Source organism: Corynebacterium gottingense (assembly GCF_007559235.1).
In the GTDB taxonomy this organism is placed as follows: domain Bacteria; phylum Actinomycetota; class Actinomycetes; order Mycobacteriales; family Mycobacteriaceae; genus Corynebacterium; species Corynebacterium gottingense.
Window position 1 is genome coordinate 14,969 of sequence record NZ_VMHH01000012.1, and the last position, 21,382, is coordinate 36,350.

Genomic DNA, 21,382 nt, shown 5'->3' on the forward strand with positions numbered 1-21,382 from the left:
TGACCTTAAAAGTATACGTAAGATACCATTCTGTGCCCCGCCGTCTAGTGAGCGAAGTGGCGAGTCCCCGTCAGGTACATCGTCACACCGGCCTCCTTGGCGGCGGCGATGACTTCCTCATCGCGGATGGAGCCACCCGGCTGCACCACGGCCTTCACGCCCGAGTCGGCGAGCAGCTGGAAACCGTCGGCGAAGGGGAAGAACGCGTCGGAGGCTGCCACGGCCCCGTTGGTGCGGTTCTTACCCTCGTCCAGGGTGTTCGCACGATCGACGGCGAGCTTCGCCGAGTCGACGCGGTTGACCTGGCCCATGCCAATGCCTACCGACGCCCCCTGGGCCGCAATCAAAATCGCATTGGACTTCACGCAACGCACACTGCGCCAGGCAAACTCCAGGTCGGCCAGGGTCTGCTCGTCGGCGGCCTCGCCGGCGACCAGCTTCCAGTTCGAGGTGGCGTCCCCTTCAGCCTGGTAGGCGTCGCGGTCCTGCACCAGCCAGCCGCCGGAGATCTGCTTCCGCTCCTCGCCAGCCTGCTTCGGCTCTACCTGCAGGATGCGCAGGTTCTTCTTTTCCTTGAGCACCTCGATCGCACCCTCCTCGTAGGACGGAGCCAAGATGACCTCGGTGAAGATCGGCTTGACCTGCTCCGCCATCTCGACGGTGACCTCACGGTTCGCGGCGACAACGCCGCCGTACGCGGAGACCGGGTCGCAGGCGTGCGCCTTCGCGTGCGCGTCGGCAATAGAATCGTCCGACACCGCGACACCGCACGGGTTCGCGTGCTTAATGATGGCCACGCAGGGGCGCTCGTGGTCCCAAGCCGCGCGCCACGCGGCGTCGGCGTCCTGGTAGTTGTTGTAGCTCATCTCCTTGCCACCGAACTGGGTGGCGTTGGCAATGCCCCAGCCCTCGTTGACCAGGCGGGCTGCCTGGTGAGGGTTCTCGCCGTAGCGCAGTGCGTCGCCCTCGGCAGCCCCCTCGGCGCCGAGCTGTTCGGCGAACCAGGAGGAGACGGCGGCGTCGTACTGCGCGGTGTGCGTGAACGCCTCGAGCGCGAGGCGCTTGCGGTCCTCCAACTCGAAGCCGTCGCCCTTCACGGCATCAATGACGTCCGCGTAGCGGGACGGGTTGGTCACGACGGCGACGGACGGGTGGTTCTTCGCGGCGGCGCGCACCATCGAGGGACCGCCGATGTCGATCTGCTCCACGCAGGCGTCAAAATCCGCCCCGGAGGCGACGGTCTCCTCAAACGGGTAGAGGTTCACCACGACAAGCTGGAACGGCTCGATGCCCAGCTCCTTCAGCTGCTCGGCGTGGGCATCCTTGCGCAGGTCCGCCAGGATGCCGGAGTGCACGCGCGGGTGCAGGGTCTTGACGCGCCCCTCGAGCACCTCGGGGAACCCGGTGAGCTCGGCGACCTCGGTGACGTTGACGCCGGCGTCGGCAATGCGCTTGGCAGTCGAGCCGGTGGAGACGATCTCCACGCCGGCCTCGCCGAGCGCGCGGGCGAGATCCTCCACGCCAGTCTTGTCGTACACGCTGATCAGCGCGCGCTTAATCTGAATTCCCATTGAACAGTACCTTCCCGTCGAAGATGGTGGCGCCGCGCAGCAGACCCACAATCTGCTCGCGCTCCGCCTGCTTGATTCGTTCGTGCAGAGTGGACTTCGTGTCGCCCTCCTGGATGCGCACCGCGCGCTGAGCGATGATCTCGCCGGTATCCATCCCGGCATCCACGTAGTGGACGGTGCAGCCGGTCACCTTCACGCCGTACTCCAGCGCATCCTCGACGGCGTGCGCGCCCGGAAACGCGGGCAGCAAGGAGGGGTGAGTGTTAATTGTGCGCCCTTCAAACTCATCCAGGAACGCGCTGCCCAAGATACGCATAAAGCCCGCGGAAACGACCACGTCAGGCTGTGCCTTGGCCACGGTCGCCGCGAGCTCTCTATCCCAGGCAGCGCGATCATCGCCAACAGGCACGACCGCGGTGCGCACACCGGCGTTCTTCGCACGCTCGATGCCGGGACATACTTGGTCCGCGACGACGAGATCGACGCGGTACGGGCTCTGGATGTCGTCCAAAATCGCCTTGAGCAGGCTGCCTGTGCCGGAAACCAGCACAGCAACGGACAATGATTGGCTACTCACGGGCCATAGCTTAGTCATCCTGCTTCGCACTGCGGAATACGGCAACCGCCCACACCAGCAGACTCAGCACCGCGAGCCACACGAGCAGGAGAACTCCCAGCTTCCACGCGGTGGGGCCGACGGTCCCGTAGGCGCCGGCCTCGCCGGAGGTGAGCACGCCGAGGATCAGACCGATCACGCCGCCCCACACGCCTGTCGCACCCGCCTGCGCCAGCGTCGGCTGGACCTTCCAGAGCGACGCCAGGATGACGCCGGCCGGGATCAGCATGCACACCGGCGCCCACGCAGGCAAGCTCTCCGGCACCGCGGCCAGCAGCGGCAGCGGCGGCAGGGCGACGTTGCCGGAGGCGAACAGCGAGGTGGACACCCCGGCGTAGTCGAAGGACCCGCCGAGCAGGACCGCCATCGACGTCACCGCAGCGTTGGGCAGGTAGAGCAGGCACAGCAGCGTCAGCCACAGCCCACCCGCGGCCCCGAGGTTGGGGTAGGCGGCGACCAGGTCGCCGACCCGCTGGTAGTGCAGCGCCAACATCACCAAGGCAACGACGCCGCCGGCGAGTGCGAGGTTCCGGATGGCGTTGAGGGCGGTGAGCGCGGCGTCGATAAGCACTTCCGGCACCCCGCCCCGCTTGGCCAGCGCACGCCACAGCACGGTCCGGAGGCCGAAACAGAAGCCAATGAAGTGCAGCGCTGGCGGCAGGAACAGCGCCAACGCGGCGGGCGGGGCGCTGACCGGGTAGACCGCCGAGGCGTCCGACACCATGAACAGAGCGATGCCGGACAGCGTGAGCGGGATGAGGAGAGTGAGTGCGAGCAGCACCCCCAGGTCGAGGATGCTCACCCGGTGGGCGGTCGCGGCGCGGACGCGAGCAGCCACGATGGCGATCGCGCCGAGCGCAGGCAGCAGCGGGACCGCACCGAGGGTCACGCCGTCGAACTCGAACGGGACGCCGTGGCCGACCAGCCACGTCTCGCCGATGGCCATCGGGAGGTACGAGAGTGGCCAACCACCGATCAGCAGCACCGCGAAGCACAGTGCGATCGCGCCGAGCCCGAGTACCGCGTTGGGGACCAGCACGAAGCCAAGGTAGTGGCGGATGCGCTCGCTCCACGTCTGCGGGGCCGGATCCGCCTTTTCTGGGCGGCCGCGCAGCTGCTGCGCGCGACGCGTCCGGTTGCCTTGTCGCAGCCGTTTACGCTTCTCGACGCCTCCACGCGGCCGGCGAGCCTGCCCGCGCCCGTCGGCATCACTGTGCTCACTCGGCTCACTCGTCGCACTTGCTTCACTGTATTCTCGCTGTTCACGCAAGGTAACGCGCGGGCGGCTCCGCTGCGGCCTCGAGGAGGGCCCTGTTTGGGGGCTTGAATTGGTGCTCATCGTCGTTAACTTTGCCACTGAATTGCCGCTGCCCGATGTCCAACACTCCCCCGCGTACCCGCGCAACGGCGGTAAAATACCCGGACGGCTCCCAACAAAATGCAACGTCCTGGGCCCGCCCGGGCATGACGCACAACATGCTCGCGTGCGAGCGCATTTATGTAACGAATCAACAACCTGAAAACGATTAAGAAAATTTCAGAATCCAGCTTGCCATGCCGAGACCGATTCGTTACAGTGACCTCTCGTAGATAACAGGAAGGTTACGATCCGCTACCGGGAAGGTTGCGGAGCACAGACCAACGGAACGCTTCAAAGAGGGCACATGTACAACGCATCGAAGCAGGGCGGCAAGCACCGTAAGCAGACCCCAAACAAGGGTCGCGTCGCCATGGTCGCCGTCACCACCGGCGCCGTCTCCACCGCCGGCCTCTCCGGCGCCGCCGCCGCAACCCTGGCTGCAGACGGCCCGCAGACCTCCAACGTTGACATCGAGCTGGCTGCGGATACCAACCAGCTTGTTGACGACGCCGTCGCCACCGCCGACGCCCTCGCCTCCTCCCCGCAGGTGCTGGCCATCTCCGAGTACAAGCCGGTCACCAACCTGACCGACCAGCTAGACAAGGCCGTTGCACACTCCGACGAAGTAGCAAAGGCCGACGAGGCCGCCCGCGCACCGCAGACCGTCAAGCCAGCAGAGGGCGCGTTCACCTCCCCGTTCGGCCCGCGTTGGGGCTCCTTCCACTACGGCGTGGACATCGCGAACTCCCCGGGCACCCCGATCCTCGCCGTCATGGACGGCACCGTGATCGACTCCGGCCCGGCCCAGGGCTACGGCAACTGGATCCGCCTGCGCCACGACGACGGCTCCGTCTCCGTCTACGGCCACATGCAGACCCTCAACGTGGCAGTCGGCGAGCGCGTCCACGCCGGCCAGAACATCGCCGGCATGGGCAGCATGGGCAACTCCACCGGCTCGCACCTGCACTTTGAGATCCACCCGGACGGCACCACCCCCGTCGACCCGGCCGCTTGGCTGGCAGAGCGCGGCATCTCGCTCTAAGACCTTCCTCCCCCTCTTGACGCCCCGGTTTTCCCGGGGCGTTTTGCGTTGCTGCGGCGTTCGCAGGGATCAAGGGGCAGTACTGCCCGGCTCGGCATGTCGATGGAGTGCGGTTTGGCCTGTGTGACGAGAACGCGATGACGAAGGCGCGGAATTTTCGTCGCACCCTCGTCATCCAGTCTTCGTCATGCAGGACGGGCCGTTTGGGGCGCGCCTTTTTCACCCCTGGCCAGGTCGGGCGTAGAGCATCCGCGCTGCTTCTGCCCATACCGGCCCTCATCCCCACACTCCCCCTCGAAACTCGCGTCACTTTTGCAACAATTTTCACTCCAGTAACACCCGCGTTGACCTGCGCGGACGGCGGAAAATGACACAACTTTTCGACAAAAATGCACGTCAGAGCGTTGCTCACGGGGTGCCGGCGCGCTAAGTTTTAACGCGGTATACGCTCCCCTCAATGTAAAGGTTTGTCGCACATGCAACGTCGCCTGCTTGCCGCAGTCGCTGCCACGGCGCTTTCGCTCACCCTGCTGCCCGCCCCGGCATTTGCCGGCCCGGCCATCCAGATCAACGGCGCCCCGGTAGAAAACCAACAGGATGCGGTCAAGCACCTGGCCAAGGCCGCGGACACCATTTTGGAGTCCGGCGCCACCGTCACCGTCGGCGACTACAGCATTGTCTACGACCCACGCGCGCTCGGCCAGGAGATCAGCAGCCAGTTCACCCCCGACAACGGCGCAGGCGGCGTGACCATGCAGCGCGGCCGCACCGCCGACGGCCGCACCGTGGTCACGCCGGCCACCGGTACGTTCACCTCCGGCTTCGGCATGCGCTGGGGCACCATGCACCGCGGCATCGACATCGCCAACAGCCTGGGCAGCCCGATCTACGCCGTGATGGACGGCACCGTGATCAACGCTGGACCGGCGCAGGGATTTGGCAACTGGGTCGTCATCCAGCACGACGGCGGCGAGGTATCCGTGTACGGCCACATGTCGCAGTACAACGTGTCCGTCGGCCAGCGCGTCAAGGCTGGCGAGCAGATCGCTCAGATCGGCTCTGAGGGCCAGTCCACCGGCCCCCACCTCCACTTTGAGATCAAGCCGGACGGCGTGAACCAGGTCGATCCCGTCCCCTGGTTCGCCCAGCAGGGCATCCGGATCTCCTAAATCTTCTCCATCGGCAGCCCGCCGATGAGCATGAGCCGGACGGTGCCGGAGGAGCCGAAGTCCACCGTCACGGTCTCACGGACTCCCGCGCCGTCCACCGACTGGACGGTGCCGAGCCCGTACTTGGCGTGGTTGACCCGGTCGCCCGGCGCCAGGTTGAGGTTCTTCTGTACCTTCACCCCGCTGGAACCGGCCCCGCGCCCCGAGCGCCGACCAGAACCCGAGCGCCGGCCGCCGCCGAGGGGCGCGGGCGAGCCCCAGGCGCCGGACGTGCCGGTTCCGCTCGGTTCCGTCCTGCGCCAGTCGACGAGGTCCTCCGGGACTTCCGCGAGGAAGCGGCTGGCGGGATTGGTCACGGGGTTCCCCCACGAGGAGCGCAGCATCGCGCGCGTGAGGTACAGCCGCTGCTTGGCGCGGGTGATGCCCACATACGCCAGACGGCGCTCCTCGGCCAGTTCGTCCGGGTCCCCCAGCGCGCGCAGGTGCGGGAACTGCCCGTCCTCCCAGCCGGTGACAAAGACGGTGGGAAACTCCAGGCCCTTCGCGGTGTGCAGCGTCATCATGGTGACCACGCCCTGCTCATTGTCCGGCAGCTGGTCCGCGTCCGCCACAAGAGAAACCTTTTCCAGGAACGCCTGCAGCGATCCCGGCGCGGGCTCGCCCTCCACCATCACGGCGTCGAGCTCCTCGTCCGACATGTAGGCGACCTGGTTGGCCGCCTCGGAGGAGAATTCGCGCGCGACGGAGACGAGCTCGTTGAGGTTGTCCAGGCGGGTCGCGTCCTGGGGGTCGTTCGACGCCTCCAGTTCCGCCTTGTACCCGGTCGCGTCCAGGATGCGGGAGACAAGCTGGCCCAGGTCCGGCATGCCCGTGACCTCGTTGCGCAGCTCCGGCATCTCCTTGCGCAGTCCGTCCATGAGCTCCACGAACCCGCTGATCGCGTTCTTGGCGCGAGCTTTGATCATGTCGACGTTCCCCGACGCGGCGTCGATAAGCGCCTGCCCGAAGCTCACCCCCTGGTTCTCCGCGTGGAGCGCCACCATGGCCTGGGCCTTGTCGCCGATCGCGCGCTTGGGCACGTTGACGATGCGGCGCAGGCTCACCGTGTCATCGGGGTTGTCCAGCACCTTCATGTAGGCGACGATGTCGCGGATCTCGCGGCGCTCGTAGAAGCGCGTGCCGCCGACCACCTTGTACGGGATGCCGGAGCGGATGAAGATGTCCTCGAGCGCGCGGGAGGCGTTGTTGGTGCGGTACATGACCGCCATGTCGGAGTACGGGACGCCGGAGTCTGACAGCTGGTCAATCTCCGAGGCGATAAAGCGGGCCTCGTCGTGCTCGTTGTCCGCGACGTAGCCGACGATCTTCTCGCCCGCGCCGTGGTCGGTCCACAGCTTCTTCGGCCGGCGCCCCTCGTTCTGCGCGATCACCGAGTTGGCCGCGTTCAAAATGTTCTGGGTGGAGCGGTAGTTCTGCTCCAACAGGATGGTGCGCGCGTTGGGGTAGTCGCGCTCGAACTCCTCGATGTTGCGGATCGTGGCGCCGCGGAACGCGTAGATCGACTGGTCTGAGTCGCCCACCACTGCTAGCTCCGGGGCGTCCGCACCCGTGCCCACGAGCGTGTGGATGAGCTCGTACTGCGCGTGGTTCGTGTCCTGGTACTCGTCCACCAGCACATGGCGGAAGCGGCGGCGGTAATACTCCGTGACCTGCGGGTGCTCCTTGAGAATGCGCACGACCTCCCCCACCAGGTCATCGAAGTCCAGGGCGTTGGACTGGCGCAGGCGGCGCTGGTACTCCGCAAAGACCTTGGCCACGGTGGTCTCGAACGGGTTGTGGGTGCGCTCCGCGTCCGCCAACGCGGTGTCCGGGTCCACCAGCTCGTTCTTGAGGTTGGAGATGCCGTTGGCCAGGGTGCGCGCGGAGAACTTCTTCAGGTCCAGGTTGAAGTCCTTGGCAATCATGGACAGCAAGCGGCGGGAATCGTCCGAGTCGTAGATGGTGAAGTTGGTGTTCAGCCCCGGCACGAGCTGCGCCTGCTGGCGCAGGATGCGCACGCAGACCGAGTGGAACGTGGCCACCCACATGCGCTCCGACTCCGGGCCGACCAACTGGGCGACGCGCTCCTTCATTTCCGCGGCCGCCTTATTAGTAAAGGTGATGGCGAGCACCTGCCACGGCGCGACCCCGCGCTCCTGCAACAGGTAAGCAATGCGGCGGGTCAGCACGGCGGTCTTGCCGGAGCCTGCGCCGGCGACGATGAGCAGCGGCGAGCCCTCGTGCTGCACAGCCGCCTGCTGTTGCGGATTGAGTCCCAGGGTCAGATCAGTCATGCGGTTCAGAGTACCCACCGCCCCAACATCGCCCCGAGCCCGTTCGAACACCCTGGATAAAACGGTCCATCTCCGCAGGTGCCGTGGCATAATGTCCTGCCATGAGCGAATTTGACATCCGCATGCCCTCTGGCACCGATGACCCGCTGTCAGACGCGGAGATTCAGCAGTACCGCAAGGAAATCGACCGGCTGGACCGGGTGATCCTGGACGCGGTGAAGCGCCGCTCCGAGGTCTCCCGCGCCATCGGCAAGACGCGGATGGGATCCGGCGGCACAAAGCTCGTGCACACCCGCGAGGTGGCAATCATCAACCAGTTCCGCGACGAGCTGGGCGAGGAAGGCCCAACCCTGGCCAACATTCTGCTGCGCCTGGGCCGCGGGAAGCTGGGCTAGGCACTCGCACCGCACTTTTGGCTACCGTGGGGTGAGAACGATTCGCACTTCCTTGGGAGGAATAATGACCGACATCACGTCCACGTCTGCCTGGAAAAACCTGGAAAAGCTGCACGCCGAGAAGTCGCAGACCACGCTGCGCGACCTCTTCGCCGCGGACAGCAACCGCGCGACAAACCTCACCTTCGAGGCGGCAGGCCTGCACGTGGACATGTCGAAGCAGCTTATCGACGCCTCCATGCTCGACGCCCTGACCGCCCTCGCAGAGGAAGCGGGCCTGCAGGACAAGATCGGCCAGATGTTTGACGGCGCCCACATCAACAACACCGAGGATCGCGCAGTGCTCCACACCGCGCTGCGCCTGCCGGCCGAGGCGGACCTGGAGGTCGACGGCCAGGACGTCGCCGCCGACGTCCATGAGGTCCTCGGCCGCATGCGCGACTTCGCCTCCGCCCTGCGCTCCGGCGAGTGGCTCGGCCACACCGGCCACACCATCAAGAAGGTCGTGAACATTGGCATCGGCGGCTCGGACCTGGGTCCCGCGATGGCGACCAAGGCGCTGCGCGCCTACGCCACCGCAGGTATCACCGCGGAGTTCGTGTCCAACGTCGACCCGGCAGACATGGCCGCGGTGCTGGACCGCTGCAACGCGGAGGAGACCCTGTTCATCATCGCCTCCAAGACGTTCACCACGCAGGAGACGCTGACCAACGCGCACGCGGCGAAGCGCTGGCTGCTCGAGCAGTTCGACGGCGACGAGTCCGCGATTGCCAAGCACTTCGTCGCCGTATCCACGAACAAGGAGAAGGTCGCCGAGTTTGGCATCGACACGACCAACATGTTCGGCTTCTGGGACTGGGTTGGCGGCCGCTACTCGGTCGACTCCGCAATCGGCCTGAGCCTCATGGCCGTGATCGGCCCGATGGACTTCATGCGCCTGCTCGAGGGCTTCCACGCCATGGACGAGCACTTCCGCACCACCAAGCTGTCCGAGAACGTCCCGGCGCTGATGGGCCTGCTCAACGTCTGGTACCGCAACTTCTACGACGTCCAGACTCACGCCGTGCTCCCCTACTCCGAGGACCTCTCCCGCTTCCCGGCGTACCTGCAGCAGCTGACCATGGAGTCCAACGGCAAGTCGGTCCGCCACGACGGCTCCCCGGTCACCTACAACACCGGCGAGATCTTCTGGGGCGAGCCGGGCACCAACGGCCAGCACGCTTTCTTCCAGCTCCTACACCAGGGCACCACGATGGTGCCCGCTGACTTCATCGGTTTTGCCACGCCGAAGGAGGACTTCCCCACCGCCGACGGCACCGGCTCCATGCACGACCTGCTGATGGGCAACTTCTTCGCCCAAACCAAGGTGCTCGCGTTTGGCAAGGACCAGCAGACCATCGAGGCGGAGGGCGTGAGCAACGAGCTGGCCCCGCACAAGGTCATGCCGGGCAACCGCCCCACCACCACGATCCTGGCCGAGGAACTCAGCCCGTTTACCCTGGGCGCGCTCATCGCGCTCTACGAGCACATCGTGTTCACCGAGGGCGTCATCTGGGACATCAACTCCTTCGACCAGTGGGGCGTTGAGCTGGGCAAGCAGCAGGCCAACGACCTCGCAGCCGCCGTCGCGGGCAAGGAGGCACCGAACACCGGCGATGCCTCTACCGATGCACTGATTTCCTGGTACCGCAGCAAGAAGTAGGCACCCATGGGCGAGCAAATCTCCGCGGATTCCTACACCCCGCGCCAGCGCTCAGTGTACCGGAGGCGCCTGGAGGACGAGCTCGAGCTCTTCGACCGCCACCTGCAGGAGGCGGAGTTTGTCAGCCACGGCACGATCGGGCTGGAGCTGGAGCTCAACCTGGTGGACGCGGAGATGCGCCCGCACGCCAACAACCAGGCCGTGCTCGAGCGCCTCGGCGACGAGTTCCAGTCTGAAATCGGCGCCTACAACGTCGAGCTCAACCACCCGCCGCTGTCCATTGCGGGCGACGGCCTGACCAAGCTCGAGGAGGGGCTCAGCCGGCGCCTCAAAGAGGTGTCCGAGGCCGCGGAGGCCGCCGGCTCCACCGTCGCGATGATCGGCACCCTGCCCACCATGACCTCGAAGTTCCTCAAAAACCCGGCGTGGATGACGCCGGAGAACCGCTACGCGGGGCTGAACAACTCCATCATGGATACCCGCGGTGAGCTCGTCCACCTCAACCTGTGGCGCGAGGAGCGCTACCGCCACAACTTCGAGGACATCGCCACCGAATCCACCTGCACGTCCATCCAGCTCCACCTGCAGGTTTCCCCCGCGCGCTTCGCTAACGCTTGGAACGCGTCCCAGGCGATCGCTGGCGTGCAAGCCGCACTGTCCGCGAACTCCCCGCTCTTTATGGGGCACCGGGTCTGGCACGAATCGCGCATCCCCGTGTTCCAGCAGTCCATCGATACGCGCACCCAGGAGCTGATCAACCAGGGCGTGCGCCCGCGCGTCTGGTTCGGCGAGCGCTGGATCACCAGCGTCTTCGATCTGTTCGAGGAGAACGTCCGGTACTTCTCCCCGCTGCTCCCGGAGGGCCGCATGCAGGCCGGCGCCCCGTTTATGAAGGGCGACAGCCCCGGGCTGCACTACCTCAACCTGCACAACGGCACGATCTGGCGCTGGAACCGCGCCATCTACGACCCGAACACGGAGCTCTCCCACATCCGCGTGGAAAACCGCCTCCTGCCCGCAGGCCCCACTGTCAAGGACATCATCGCGGACGCCGCCTTCTACTACGGCATGGTCAAGGCGCTCAGCGAGCAGACCCGCCCCGTCTGGTCGCGCCTCAGCTTCGAGGACGCCGAGCGCAACTTCCACGAGGGCGCGCGCCACGGGCTCACCGCGCAGATGACCTGGCCGACGCTGGGCAGTATTGACGTCACGAAGCTCGTCGCAAAGCACCTGCTGCCCCTCGCCCACGAGGGTTTGGAGCTTCTCGACGTCGCACCCCACCTCGCCGACGAATACCTCGGCATCATCGAGGGCCGAGCCCGCACGCGCCAAAACGGGGCGATGTGGCAGCTCAACGCGCTCAACTCCATCGCCCCGCAGTCGCGGCCGGCCACCAAGGAGCGCGGCGACGCGCTCGCCCGCGTGCTCAGGCAATACGTAGCAAACCAGCAGTCCGGCGCGCCTGTGCACACTTGGTCCTTGGAGGTCTCGTAGGGCACAATAAGCGTTTAGCTTCGGCCCAAATGGAATACAAGGAGTAGCCGTGCAAGGAATCATCGACTGGATCATCCACCTCATGGAGATCCTCGGCGGCCCGGGCGTTGGCATCGCCATCCTGCTAGAAAACCTCTTCCCGCCAATCCCATCTGAGGTGGTCCTCCCGCTCGGCGGCTTCACCGTGGCGCAGGGCTCCCTGTCCTTCGCCTCCGTGCTCATCTGGTCCATCGTCGGCTCCGTCGTCGGCGCGTACCTCCTCTACGGCATCGGCGCCTGGCTGGGTGCCGCCCGCCTGCGCAAGATCGCGGACTGGATGTGGCTGGTCAAAGCCTCCGACGTGGATGCGTCGCTGAAATTCTTTGACAAGTACGGCAGGACCTCCGTGTTCATCGGCCGCCTCATCCCGGGCATCCGTTCCCTGATCTCCATCCCCGCCGGCCTGGACCGCATGAGCCTGCTCACGTTTGGTATCTGGACCACGCTCGGCTCCGCGATCTGGAACACCATCCTGGTCTCCCTCGGCTACGCGCTCGGCGACCGGTGGGAGGAGGTCACCGGGTACGTCGATGCGTATTCCAAGGTCATCTACGTCATTCTCATCCTGATCATCGTCGGCTTCCTCGCCTTCTTCATCCGCCGCGCCATGAAGGAGCGCAAGGAAGGCGCCCCCGCCCAGTAGCGGCTCACGGCGCGGGCTGGCACCGCGGGCACCACCAGATCACGCGCTCCAGGTCACCCTCGCCTCCGAGAAACCCCTTGGTAATGAGCGTGCCGCAGCGCCTGCACGGTTTCCGGTTCCGCCCAAACACGTAGCTCGTCTCGCCCGCACGCTTGATCCCGGTGGTCACGCGCACGGGCGAGTCTTTGTTTGCCCACATCAGCCGGCGCGCAAGGGCCACATGCTTTGCGACGTCCACGTCCCCCACCTTCAACGCCGGGTGGGTCCCCGCCAGAAAGTTGATCTCGGCGCGGTACTCGTTGCCGATCCCGGCGAGGTTGCGCTGATCCAACAGCGCGCGCCCGATCTCCATGTCCGGGTCCGCCTCGATGCGGCGGATCGCCTCGGCGGCGTCGAAGTCATCGGCAAGCAGGTCCGGGCCCAAATACCCCATCTCCTGGGGGTACTCGCGGGCCGGGAAGACCCGGACAAGTCCGATCCAAAACCCGACGAGCTCGATGTCGGGGGCGGGGGCGTCGGCAAACGAGAGCACGACGCGGGCGGCGTGGCCGGGCTTGCGCCACCGCTGGCCCGCCCGGTGGAAGGCCCAGGTGCCCTCCATCTTCAGGTGTGTGTGCAGGATCTGCGCCGTGTGGCCGGGCGCGCCGAACTGCATAAACAGGTGCTTGCCGTAGGGCCACACGCGCTCGCAGGTCATGCCGGTGAAGTCGACCGTGGCGTAGCGGGGCACGCGCAGGCTCGTGCGCGTGACCTCCCGGCCGGTCATCCACTGCAGGCGCTTGGACAGCTGGTAGACGGAATCCCCTTCAGGCATGGTGCGATTCTAGGCCCCGGGGGCGCTAGTCGCGGGTTAGGTACGGAGTTGGTGCAGCGGGAAGGTGACAATCCCGTCGTCGAGCGGAGCTGTGATGCCTGTGCCCGTGATCACCGCGCTAAACGTTGGAGGTCCGGATTCGTGATCTATCGAGGCGATCGCCTTTTTCAGCGAGGCCACGCCTCGCTCAACCCCACTGAACCCAGTTTTCACTTCGACAGCACCCCAGCGCCCATCAGGCAGTGTGAGCACCGCATCGATCTCGTTGCCGTTTGAGTCCCGGTAGTGGTAGATGGAACCTCCCATTGCTTCGATCATGACTGCGAGGTCGTGGATCACGGCCGATTCGAAGAGAAGCCCCACTGTCTCAGGATCCGCGGTCAATGAGGCGGATGTTGCTCCGAGTGCCGCAATGGCTAACCCGGGATCGGCCAGGTGATACTTGGGCGAGACACGCAACCTTGCTTTCGAGCGAAGCCGCGGGGCCCATGCGGAGACGGCCTCCACGACAAAGATCCGCTGCAGACTGTCGAGGAGTTTCGTCACCGTCGGTAGCGAGATTCCTGGACTTACCGTATCCAAATCCTTTCGCAGTGTGGAGACGGAAACTTCCCCAGAAACGGACCTTGCGATTGCCGCAATCAGCCGCTCTGTAGCAAGTGGAGTCACGCGCAAGTCCGCCACGCGGTGCATGTCCGAACGCGCTGCCTCCGACAGGTATCCGCGTAACTGGGCCAACACGATCTGCTCATTTCCGGTTTGGAATCCCGGAAACCCCGGAGTGAGCAGATTTTGGATGACTTGGGTGTAGGAAATCTGACCAGCGTCGGGGGTGAACGGCTCCCCTTGTAGGAGTCCAGCCAGCGATACGACGGGGGCGTAATCTGCCTTCTCACACAGCGTGAGTGTGCGTTGCCGAAGCCGAAGAAATCGAGCCGCACCGGTATGTCTAGTAATGCTATCCGCAGGAACCGCTGATCCGGCTAAAATAAATTGTCCAGGTTCTGCTGCTAGGTCCACTTCTCGTCGGGCGAGATTGAACAGATCGGGGGCAGTTTGCCACTCATCGAGAAGCCGCGGTCGAGGACCGTCTATCACAGCGGCCGGCGCGAGTTTCGCAACTTGGTTTGTCGCAGGGTCATCGATGAGCGCATACGACGCACAGTGGTGGAGCCCTGTCATCGTCTTCCCGCACCCGCGAGGCCCTTCAATAATCACTGCACCGCTCGCCTCGAGCAGAAACTCAAGCCGCTTATCGACGATTCGCGGACGGTATCGACGGCCAGCCAACTGTTGTGTGTCCAAAACTCCCCCTATTTTACATATTGCAGGTTTTATACTTTATGTTTTGCAGACATCGTACTTGATATTTTGCAGTTTTCGGAGAGCTAATCGTCGAAGCTGAGCCCCTCGGCGGGCCCGCGCGCCGCTTCCATCTCGCCGATCGCCTCGGCCACGCTCCGGCCGCGCCGCTTCGGAGGGGCGACCGCTTTCGCGCCGATCTTGACGCCCTTGTGCGTCACCCGCGCCCCGTAATCGCGCAGGCCAAACGCGGGGCCTCCATTGAGCTTTTCGACGCCCAGTGGTTGCATCCGCCCGGCGCGCACCGCCTCATCCAACGCCTCGATGACCAGCGAAAGCGGATCGTCGAGCCCATCCGGGAAGCCATCGAAGAACGTGGTCATGGTTTTGCCGCCGCGGGTGACGTGGGCGGCGAGGAGGCCGTCGATAAGCACGACGATGGCCCCTGCGGCCCTGGTCGGGCCCTGCACGGGCCACGGGAGTGCGGCTCCGTAGGGGTTGGCGGGGTCGGTGGCGGCGAGCACGTGGACATGCGGCTCGCGGGTTCCGGATGGCCAACCGATGATGTCGTCGGAGTCCGCGTGCCCGCGCAGCCGGTCGATGGTGGCCGGGGTGGAAAACTGCGCCGCGCCGAGGCCCTCGATGAGGTAGCCGCGCAACGCCTTGCCGGAGGATTCGAAGCCGGACAACGTCTTGTAGGCCAGCGCGAAGCCGCCGAGGATGTCCTCGGCAACAACGGAGCCGCGGGTGACCACGCCGTAGCGGTCGAGCAGGCTCTCCCCCAGCGCGACGGAGCGGCGTGTGGCGTCGGTGTCCGCGCGGGGTGTCGCGGCCCAGCGCCCCACCATGTCCGGCGGCGTGGTGTTGGCGAAGGTGGTTCGCCCGGAGCGGATGCGGCTGCGTTGCGGGCGGCGCCGCGTGCGGTGCGCCGACTTGCCTTTGCCGCCGGCGAGGCGGGCGCGGATGGGCGCGAAGGAGTCGGGTGAAACGCAGCCGGCTTCGACCAGGTCCCACATGGCTTCGCGCAGCTCCTCGGTGGTCGTGGTGCGCTCGGTGACGGGGCCGAGCAGGTCCGCGAACAGGTAGCCGCCGCCACTGCGGATGCGCTCCATCACCTGCGTCTGCGTGAGGCTAAGCTGCGGTTCTTCTACCTGAGGCGTGAACTGTTCGGCGTAGTCGGCGGGCAGCAGCATGATCCACGGGTCGCGCGCGCCGGCCTTGCCCGCGCCGACGATGAGGATCTCGCCGCCAGCGGTGAGCTCGTCGAGCATCACCGGCGAGTAGTCGCCCACGCGCGCGGGCAGGATGTGCGACTCCCACGCGCTGGCGGGCAGGCGCACCCCGGCAAGCTGCTCGAGCACGGTGTACACGCCGTCCGCGCCGCGCAACGCTGGGCGCACGCCCGCCGGGGCGATGCTGTGCCAGGCCGGCAAGAAACGCCCGTAGGCGGACTGCGTCACCGGCTGGGTCTGCGCGCGGGCGACTGCCAGCGAGCGCGAGCGGATGATGCGCAAGACTTCGGCGGCGACGTATTCTTCCTCGTCCACGCCCTGCCGGTAGCGCCCCGGGATCACCTTGTCCTGGTCCACCAGTCGGGTCAGCGGCTCGTGCGCCGCGCCAACCGCGAGGCCAAACGCGTCGGCCAGGTCGCGCAGGGTGAACGGGCCGCGCGTGCGCACCCAGCGCCCGACCAGCTGCTGCAGCGCGTCCGGGATGGTGTCCACCTGTGCGGGGACTCCGGGCGGGACGGGGATGCCCAGGCCGTCGCGAAGCAGCGGGGCGTCGAGCGTTTGCGCGATGTGTTCGCGCCCGCCGATGCGCACCCGCATCACCCGGCCGTGCAGGCTCTCCTCCAGTGTGGCCAGGGGAACGTCGGTGTAGTCCGAGAGCGCGTCCACGGCGACTGGCCCCACCATCCGCAGTGTGTCGGCGAACTGCTCGCTGGTTGTCGCGCGGCCCAGGCGGCGGAGTTTCGCGTCGGTTTCGGCGATCACGTCGGCGTCGAGAAGCTCGCGCAGCTCCACGGTGCCCAAGAGCTTGGCCAGCAGCGACGGGTCGAGCGAGAGGGCGGCGGCGCGCTTTTCGGCGAGCGGGGTGTCGCCCTCGTACATGAAGGCGCCGGTGTAGTTGAACAGCAGCGAGGAGGCGAACGGGCTCGGCTGGTCCGTGGTCACCTCCGCGATGCGGATGCGGCGCGTGGACAGCTCGCGCACGACCTCCTGGAGCGCGGGCAGGTCGTAGACGTCCTGGAGGCACTCGCGGACCGTCTCCAAGATGATGGGGAACGACGGGTAGTTGCGCGCGACGTCGAGCAGCTGCTCCGCGCGCTGGCGCTGCTGCCACAGTGGCGCGCGCTTGCCCGGGTTGCGGCGCGGCAGGAGCAGGGCGCGGGCGGCGCACTCGCGGAAGCGGGCCGCGAACAGGGCGGAGTTGCCCACCTGCTCGGTGACGATGTCGGCGATCTCGTCGGCGTCGAACTGGAAGAGCGCCCCGTCCGGCTCCTTCTCCCCCTGCGGCAGGCGTAGGACGATGCCGTCGTCGCCCGCGACGGCTTGGGCGTCCATGCCGGTCTCCTGCGCCACGCGCCAGCCGGTGGCCAGCGCCCAGGCGGCGTTCACGCCCTTGCCAAAGGGGGTGTGCAGGACCACTCGCCAATCGCCCAGCTCGTCGGTGAAGCGCTCGAGCACCAGCGTCTGCTCGTCCGGCAGCACGCCCGTGGCCTCCTCCTGTTCCTGCAGGTAGGCGACGAGGTTGGTGCGGGCGAACTCGTCGAGCGCCGGGTCGATGCCCTCGCCCGAGCGCGCTTTCCGACGGAACCCGCCGAGCGCCTTGCCCAGCTCGTAGGGGCGGCCCAAGCCGTCGCCATTCCAGAACGGGAGGCGGCCCGTGTGCCCAGGCGCGGGCGTGACCTGCACCTGGTCGCGGGTGATGTTCTCGATGCGCCAGCTCGTCGCACCCAACGTGAACACATCGCCCACGCGAGACTCGTAGACCATCTCCTCGTCAAGCTCGCCGACGCGGCGGGGAGCTTTGTCGTCCGCGCCGAGCAAGAACACGCCGAACATGCCGCGGTCGGGGATCGTGCCCGCGTTCGTCACCGCCACGCGCTGCGCGCCCGGCCGAGCCTTCAGCGTCGTACCTTCCAAGATGGCGCGCGGGCGCAGCTCCGCGAAGTCAGTCGACGGGTAGACCCCGGTGACCAGGTCGATCACGGAATCGAACACCTCGCGCGCCAGGTCCCGGTAGGGCCAGGCGCGGCGCACGGTGTCGAACCACTCGTCCACGTCCAGGTCCTCGAACGCGACCGCCGCAACGGTCTGCTGCGCGAGCACGTCCAGGGGGCTGCGCGGGGTGTGCAACTCCTCGATCGCGCCATCTCGCATCCGCGGCACCGTCACCGCGGTTTGCACCAGGTCGGAGCGGTGCTTGGGGTAGAAACTGCCCTGCGAAATCGCCCCGACTGTGTGCCCGGCGCGTCCGACGCGCTGCAGGCCTGAGGCCACCGACGGTGCCGATTCCACCTGGATGACCAGATCCACCGCACCCATGTCAATGCCAAGCTCCAAAGACGAGGTGGCGATCACCGCGCGTAGCGAGCCCTCCTTCAGCATGGTCTCGGTCTGCAAGCGCTCGTCTTTGGACACGCTGCCGTGGTGGGCACGCGCAATGACCTGGGTGGCGTGGCCCGCCGTGTCCACCGACTTCATCAACTGCGCCGGCGGGCGGCGAGTCTCCGGTGACAGCGCATCCGGGTCGTGCTCCTTCGCCCAGAGCTCGTTGAGCTGGCTGGTCAGTCGCTCCGCGGTGCGTCGGGAGTTGACAAAGACGATGGTCGAGCGGTGCGCCATCACTTCGTCGTAGACTGCTCGCTCGATGTGCGGCCAAATCGATTTCGATGCGCCCGGCGGCGCGGGCTCGGTGGCGTCGTCAAGCACAAGCGTATCGACGTCGCCCTCAATCACCGCCTCGCCAATCGTCGAGGCATCCTCAGGCACCGGGAGATCCGACATGTCTTCGACCGGCACGTGTACATCGAGCTGCCAGCGTTTCTGCGCGGGCGGATTAGTTATCGTGGTTTTCTCACCCAGGAAGTTCGCCACCGATTCCAGCGGGCGCACTGTCGCGGAAAGTCCGATGCGCTGGAAGTTCCCGGCCAGGCGGCGAAGGCGCTCGAGAGACAGCGCAAGGTGCACGCCGCGCTTGGTGCCCGCGAGCGCATGGATCTCGTCGACAATCACCGTGTCCACGGTCCTGAGGATGCCCGCCGCCTTGGCGGTGAGCATGAGGTAGAGCGACTCCGGGGTGGTGATAAGAATGTCCGGCGGTTTTCGCAGCTGGCGGTTGCGCTCCGCCTGCGGCGTATCGCCCGAGCGCACGCCAACGGAGATGTCCGGCATATCGCGCCCCATCCGCTGCGCGACGCGCGCGATGCCGCCGAGCGGCGCGCGCAGGTTGTTTTCCACGTCCACGCCCAGCGCTTTCAAGGGGGAGATGTAGAGGACGCGGACGCCACCGTGGGTTGAGGACTGCGCGCCGTCGATAGGCATTGCCTGCTGCCCGGCGCGCTCCACGAGCGAATTGAGCGACCAGAGGAAGGCCGCGAGCGTTTTACCCGAGCCGGTGGGGGCGACCACGAGCGCGTTTTCACCGTTTGCAATCGCTTCCCAGGCGCCCGCCTGGACCGGGGTGGGCTCGGCGAAGACCTCGCTAAACCAGGTGGAGACCTGGGGGTGGAAACGCTCGAGGATCGCCGTGCTCATGGCAGCAAGGATAGCCACCGCGCACACGGGCGGAAAACACAGCACACCGCGCCCGGGGTCCTGCGGTAGTGTTTGAACTATGAGTGCGCAGTATTCTGACTCCCGGTTGACCAACCTCATCGCCCAAGGCACCGGCGAGATCCTCAAAGGGATCCGCGGTGTCGGCCTGCTGCGAGGACGCGAGCTTGGCGAGGCAGGCGATGACCTCGCCCAGAACTGGATCGCGCGCGTGCTGGAGCAGCACCGCCCGGGCGATGGATTCCTCTCCGAGGAGGCGGCGGACGACCATTCGCGGTTGGACAACAAGCGCGTCTGGATCGTCGATCCGCTCGACGGCACCAAGGAATTTGCCACCGGTCGGCAGGACTGGGCCGTGCACATCGCGCTGGTAGAAGATGGTGTGCCCACCCACGCAGCCGTCGGTCTGCCGGACCTCGGCGTGGTGTTTAAGTCGTCCGACGTGCGCCATGTCACCGGCCCCTTCGCTGGCAAAGTTGCGATTTCGCGCAACCGTCCGCCGGCTGTGGCTGAGGCCGTCGCCGACGCGTTGGGCTTTGAAACGGCAAAGGTTGGCTCCGCCGGCGCGAAGGCCATGCACGTGCTGCTCGGCGATTATGACGCCTACGTGCATGCCGGCGGCCAGTACGAGTGGGACCAGGCAGCCCCGGTCGGCGTCTCGCTGGCCGCGGGCCTGCACTGCTCACGCCTCGACGGCTCCCCGATGCGCTTCAACAACGAGGACACCTACGTGCCCGACATGGTGATCTGCCGCCCGGAGATCGCCGACGACGTCCTCGCTGCGTGTGCGAAGTACTACGAGGAGCACGGCAGCTTCGAGGGGGTTGCCTCTAAGTGACGGCTACCCCTCCGACCCCCTACGAGGATCTCCTCCGCGAGATCTCGGAGCACGGCAAAGCCAAGGGCGATCGCACTGGAACGGGCACGGTAAGCCTGTTTGGGCGCCAGCTTCGCTACAACCTGGCTGAGTCCTTTCCGCTACTGACCACCAAGAAGGTCTTTTTCAAAGGTGTCGTCGGCGAGCTGCTCTGGTTTTTGCGTGGCGAGTCCAACATCGCCTGGCTCAAGGACAACGGCATTCGCATTTGGAACGAGTGGGCCGACGACAACGGCGAGCTCGGCCCCGTCTACGGCGTGCAGTGGCGCTCTTGGCCCACGCCGGACGGCCAGCACGTGGACCAGATCGCGGAAGCGCTACGCACGCTGAAAGAGAACCCGAATTCACGCCGCAACATCGTCTCTGCCTGGAACGTCTCCGAGCTGGACAAGATGGCGCTTCTACCCTGCCACCTGCTCTTCCAGCTCTATGTGGTGGACGGCACCCTGAGCATGCAGGTCTACCAGCGATCGGCAGACATGTTCCTCGGCGTGCCCTTCAACATTGCCTCCTACGCCCTGCTCACGCACATGTTTGCGCAGCAGGCGGGCCTCAAGGTCGGCGAGCTGATTTGGACGGGCGGCGACTGCCACATCTATAACGACCACGTCGAGCAGGTCCGCGAGCAGCTCTCCCGCGATGCGCGCCCGTACCCGCAGCTGAAACTGCGCAAGGCAGAGAGCATCTTCGACTACACCTTCGAGGACATCGAGGTCGTCGGCTACGACCCGCACCCCACGATCAAAGCGCAGGTGTCGGTGTAGTGCTGGGCGCGATCTGGGCGCAGTCTCTCGATGGGGTCATTGGCACCGGCACCGATATGCCGTGGGGTGTGCCGGAGGATCTCAAGTTCTTCAAAGAGGTCACCATGGGCCACCCGGTCATCATGGGGCGCAAGACGTGGGAGTCGTTGCCGAAGAAACCGCTGCCGGGCCGCCCGAACCATGTGCTCAGCTCGCGCGAACCGGGCGCGTGGTCGGACGGGGCGTTCGTGTCTCCCGACCTTCCCGACCTGAAGACGGACGCGTGGATCATCGGCGGCGGCCAGATCTACGAAGCCACGCTCGACGAGGTCGACGTTGTTGAGCTCACGCTTATCGACGTCCGCGTGGCCGATTCCCTCCCCCACCCGGTCTATGCACCCCGCCTCGGCGCCGAATTTGCTCTGGTACGCGACGGCGAGTGGAATATCTCCCGAACCGGCACCCGCTTTAAGCACCAACGATTTGAAAGGACCGACTCGTAGC

At 66.2% G+C, this 21,382-nt stretch carries 16 protein-coding genes; 9 read left to right on the plus strand and 7 right to left on the minus strand.

Annotation, left to right across the window (positions count from 1 at the left end):
• Nucleotides 1–44: 44 nt before the first annotated feature.
• The 3 genes from purH to FPH17_RS10725 are packed head-to-tail and all read right to left on the minus strand — an operon-like array spanning nt 45 to nt 3,457.
• Entirely contained in the window at nt 45–1,571 is a 1,527-nt protein-coding gene (gene purH, locus FPH17_RS10715; RefSeq protein ID WP_154880474.1) for a bifunctional phosphoribosylaminoimidazolecarboxamide formyltransferase/IMP cyclohydrolase, read from the minus strand.
• Nucleotides 1,555–2,166 (minus strand): phosphoribosylglycinamide formyltransferase, encoded by a 612-nt coding sequence (gene purN, locus FPH17_RS10720; protein WP_154880476.1) that lies wholly within the window; start codon nt 2,164–2,166, stop codon nt 1,555–1,557. Before purN ends, purH begins: the two co-directional genes overlap by 17 nt.
• A complete protein-coding gene (locus FPH17_RS10725) occupies nt 2,159–3,457 on the minus strand; it encodes a cell division protein PerM (RefSeq protein ID WP_154880478.1) in 1,299 nt (432 codons plus the stop codon). Before FPH17_RS10725 ends, purN begins: the two co-directional genes overlap by 8 nt.
• A 394-nt stretch (nt 3,458–3,851) precedes the next feature.
• Between FPH17_RS10725 and FPH17_RS10730 the strand changes: the two genes are divergently transcribed.
• Complete coding sequence (locus FPH17_RS10730) at nt 3,852–4,589, plus strand: M23 family metallopeptidase (protein WP_154880480.1); 738 nt, start codon at nt 3,852–3,854, stop codon at nt 4,587–4,589.
• Between the two features lie 476 nt (nt 4,590–5,065).
• The gene (locus FPH17_RS10735; protein WP_154880481.1) at nt 5,066–5,758 is read left to right on the plus strand and encodes a M23 family metallopeptidase; all 693 of its coding nucleotides are present in this window, start codon (nt 5,066–5,068) and stop codon (nt 5,756–5,758) included.
• Here the strand turns inward: FPH17_RS10735 and pcrA are convergent.
• A complete protein-coding gene (gene pcrA / locus FPH17_RS10740) occupies nt 5,755–8,091 on the minus strand; it encodes a DNA helicase PcrA (protein WP_154880483.1) in 2,337 nt (778 codons plus the stop codon). The two genes, FPH17_RS10735 and pcrA, sit on opposite strands and share 4 nt — an antisense overlap.
• Nucleotides 8,092–8,192: 101 nt before the next feature.
• Here pcrA and FPH17_RS10745 point away from each other — a divergent pair, with 101 nt between their 5' ends.
• From FPH17_RS10745 to FPH17_RS10760, 4 genes are all read left to right on the plus strand, one after another.
• Entirely contained in the window at nt 8,193–8,486 is a 294-nt protein-coding gene (locus FPH17_RS10745) for a chorismate mutase (protein ID WP_154880485.1), read from the plus strand.
• Between the two features lie 64 nt (nt 8,487–8,550).
• Nucleotides 8,551–10,188 (plus strand): glucose-6-phosphate isomerase, encoded by a 1,638-nt coding sequence (gene pgi / locus FPH17_RS10750; RefSeq protein WP_154880487.1) that lies wholly within the window; start codon nt 8,551–8,553, stop codon nt 10,186–10,188.
• 6 nt (nt 10,189–10,194) lie between these two features.
• Nucleotides 10,195–11,682, plus strand: a complete 1,488-nt coding sequence (locus FPH17_RS10755) for a glutamate-cysteine ligase family protein (protein WP_154880489.1) — start codon at nt 10,195–10,197, stop codon at nt 11,680–11,682.
• A 49-nt stretch (nt 11,683–11,731) separates the two neighbouring features.
• Nucleotides 11,732–12,364 carry a DedA family protein gene (locus tag FPH17_RS10760; protein ID WP_095277091.1) on the plus strand — a complete coding sequence of 211 codons (633 nt, stop codon included), beginning with the start codon at nt 11,732–11,734 and terminating at the stop codon, nt 12,362–12,364.
• A gap of 4 nt (nt 12,365–12,368) precedes the next feature.
• Here FPH17_RS10760 and FPH17_RS10765 read toward each other — a convergent pair whose 3' ends face one another.
• The 3 genes from FPH17_RS10765 to FPH17_RS10775 form a co-directional block, all read right to left on the minus strand.
• On the minus strand, nt 12,369–13,178 hold the full coding sequence (locus FPH17_RS10765; protein WP_154880491.1) for a DNA-formamidopyrimidine glycosylase family protein: 810 nt from the start codon (nt 13,176–13,178) through the stop codon (nt 12,369–12,371).
• Nucleotides 13,179–13,214: 36 nt separating this feature from the next.
• Complete coding sequence (locus tag FPH17_RS10770; RefSeq protein ID WP_238397063.1) at nt 13,215–14,483, minus strand: ATP-binding protein; 1,269 nt, start codon at nt 14,481–14,483, stop codon at nt 13,215–13,217.
• Nucleotides 14,484–14,566: 83 nt separating this feature from the next.
• Entirely contained in the window at nt 14,567–19,240 is a 4,674-nt protein-coding gene (locus tag FPH17_RS10775) for an ATP-dependent helicase (RefSeq protein WP_154880493.1), read from the minus strand.
• A gap of 79 nt (nt 19,241–19,319) precedes the next feature.
• Here FPH17_RS10775 and FPH17_RS10780 point away from each other — a divergent pair, with 79 nt between their 5' ends.
• Genes FPH17_RS10780 through FPH17_RS10790 form a run of 3 tightly spaced genes read left to right on the plus strand, consistent with a single transcriptional unit; the run spans nt 19,320 to nt 21,381 of the window.
• A complete protein-coding gene (locus FPH17_RS10780) occupies nt 19,320–20,096 on the plus strand; it encodes a 3'(2'),5'-bisphosphate nucleotidase CysQ (protein WP_154880495.1) in 777 nt (258 codons plus the stop codon).
• Nucleotides 20,093–20,899, plus strand: coding sequence for a thymidylate synthase (locus tag FPH17_RS10785; protein ID WP_154880497.1), 807 nt, complete (start codon nt 20,093–20,095; stop codon nt 20,897–20,899). Before FPH17_RS10780 ends, FPH17_RS10785 begins: the two co-directional genes overlap by 4 nt.
• Complete coding sequence (locus FPH17_RS10790) at nt 20,899–21,381, plus strand: dihydrofolate reductase (protein WP_154880499.1); 483 nt, start codon at nt 20,899–20,901, stop codon at nt 21,379–21,381. Before FPH17_RS10785 ends, FPH17_RS10790 begins: the two co-directional genes overlap by 1 nt.
• The last annotated feature ends 1 nt before the right edge of the window (nt 21,382 follow it).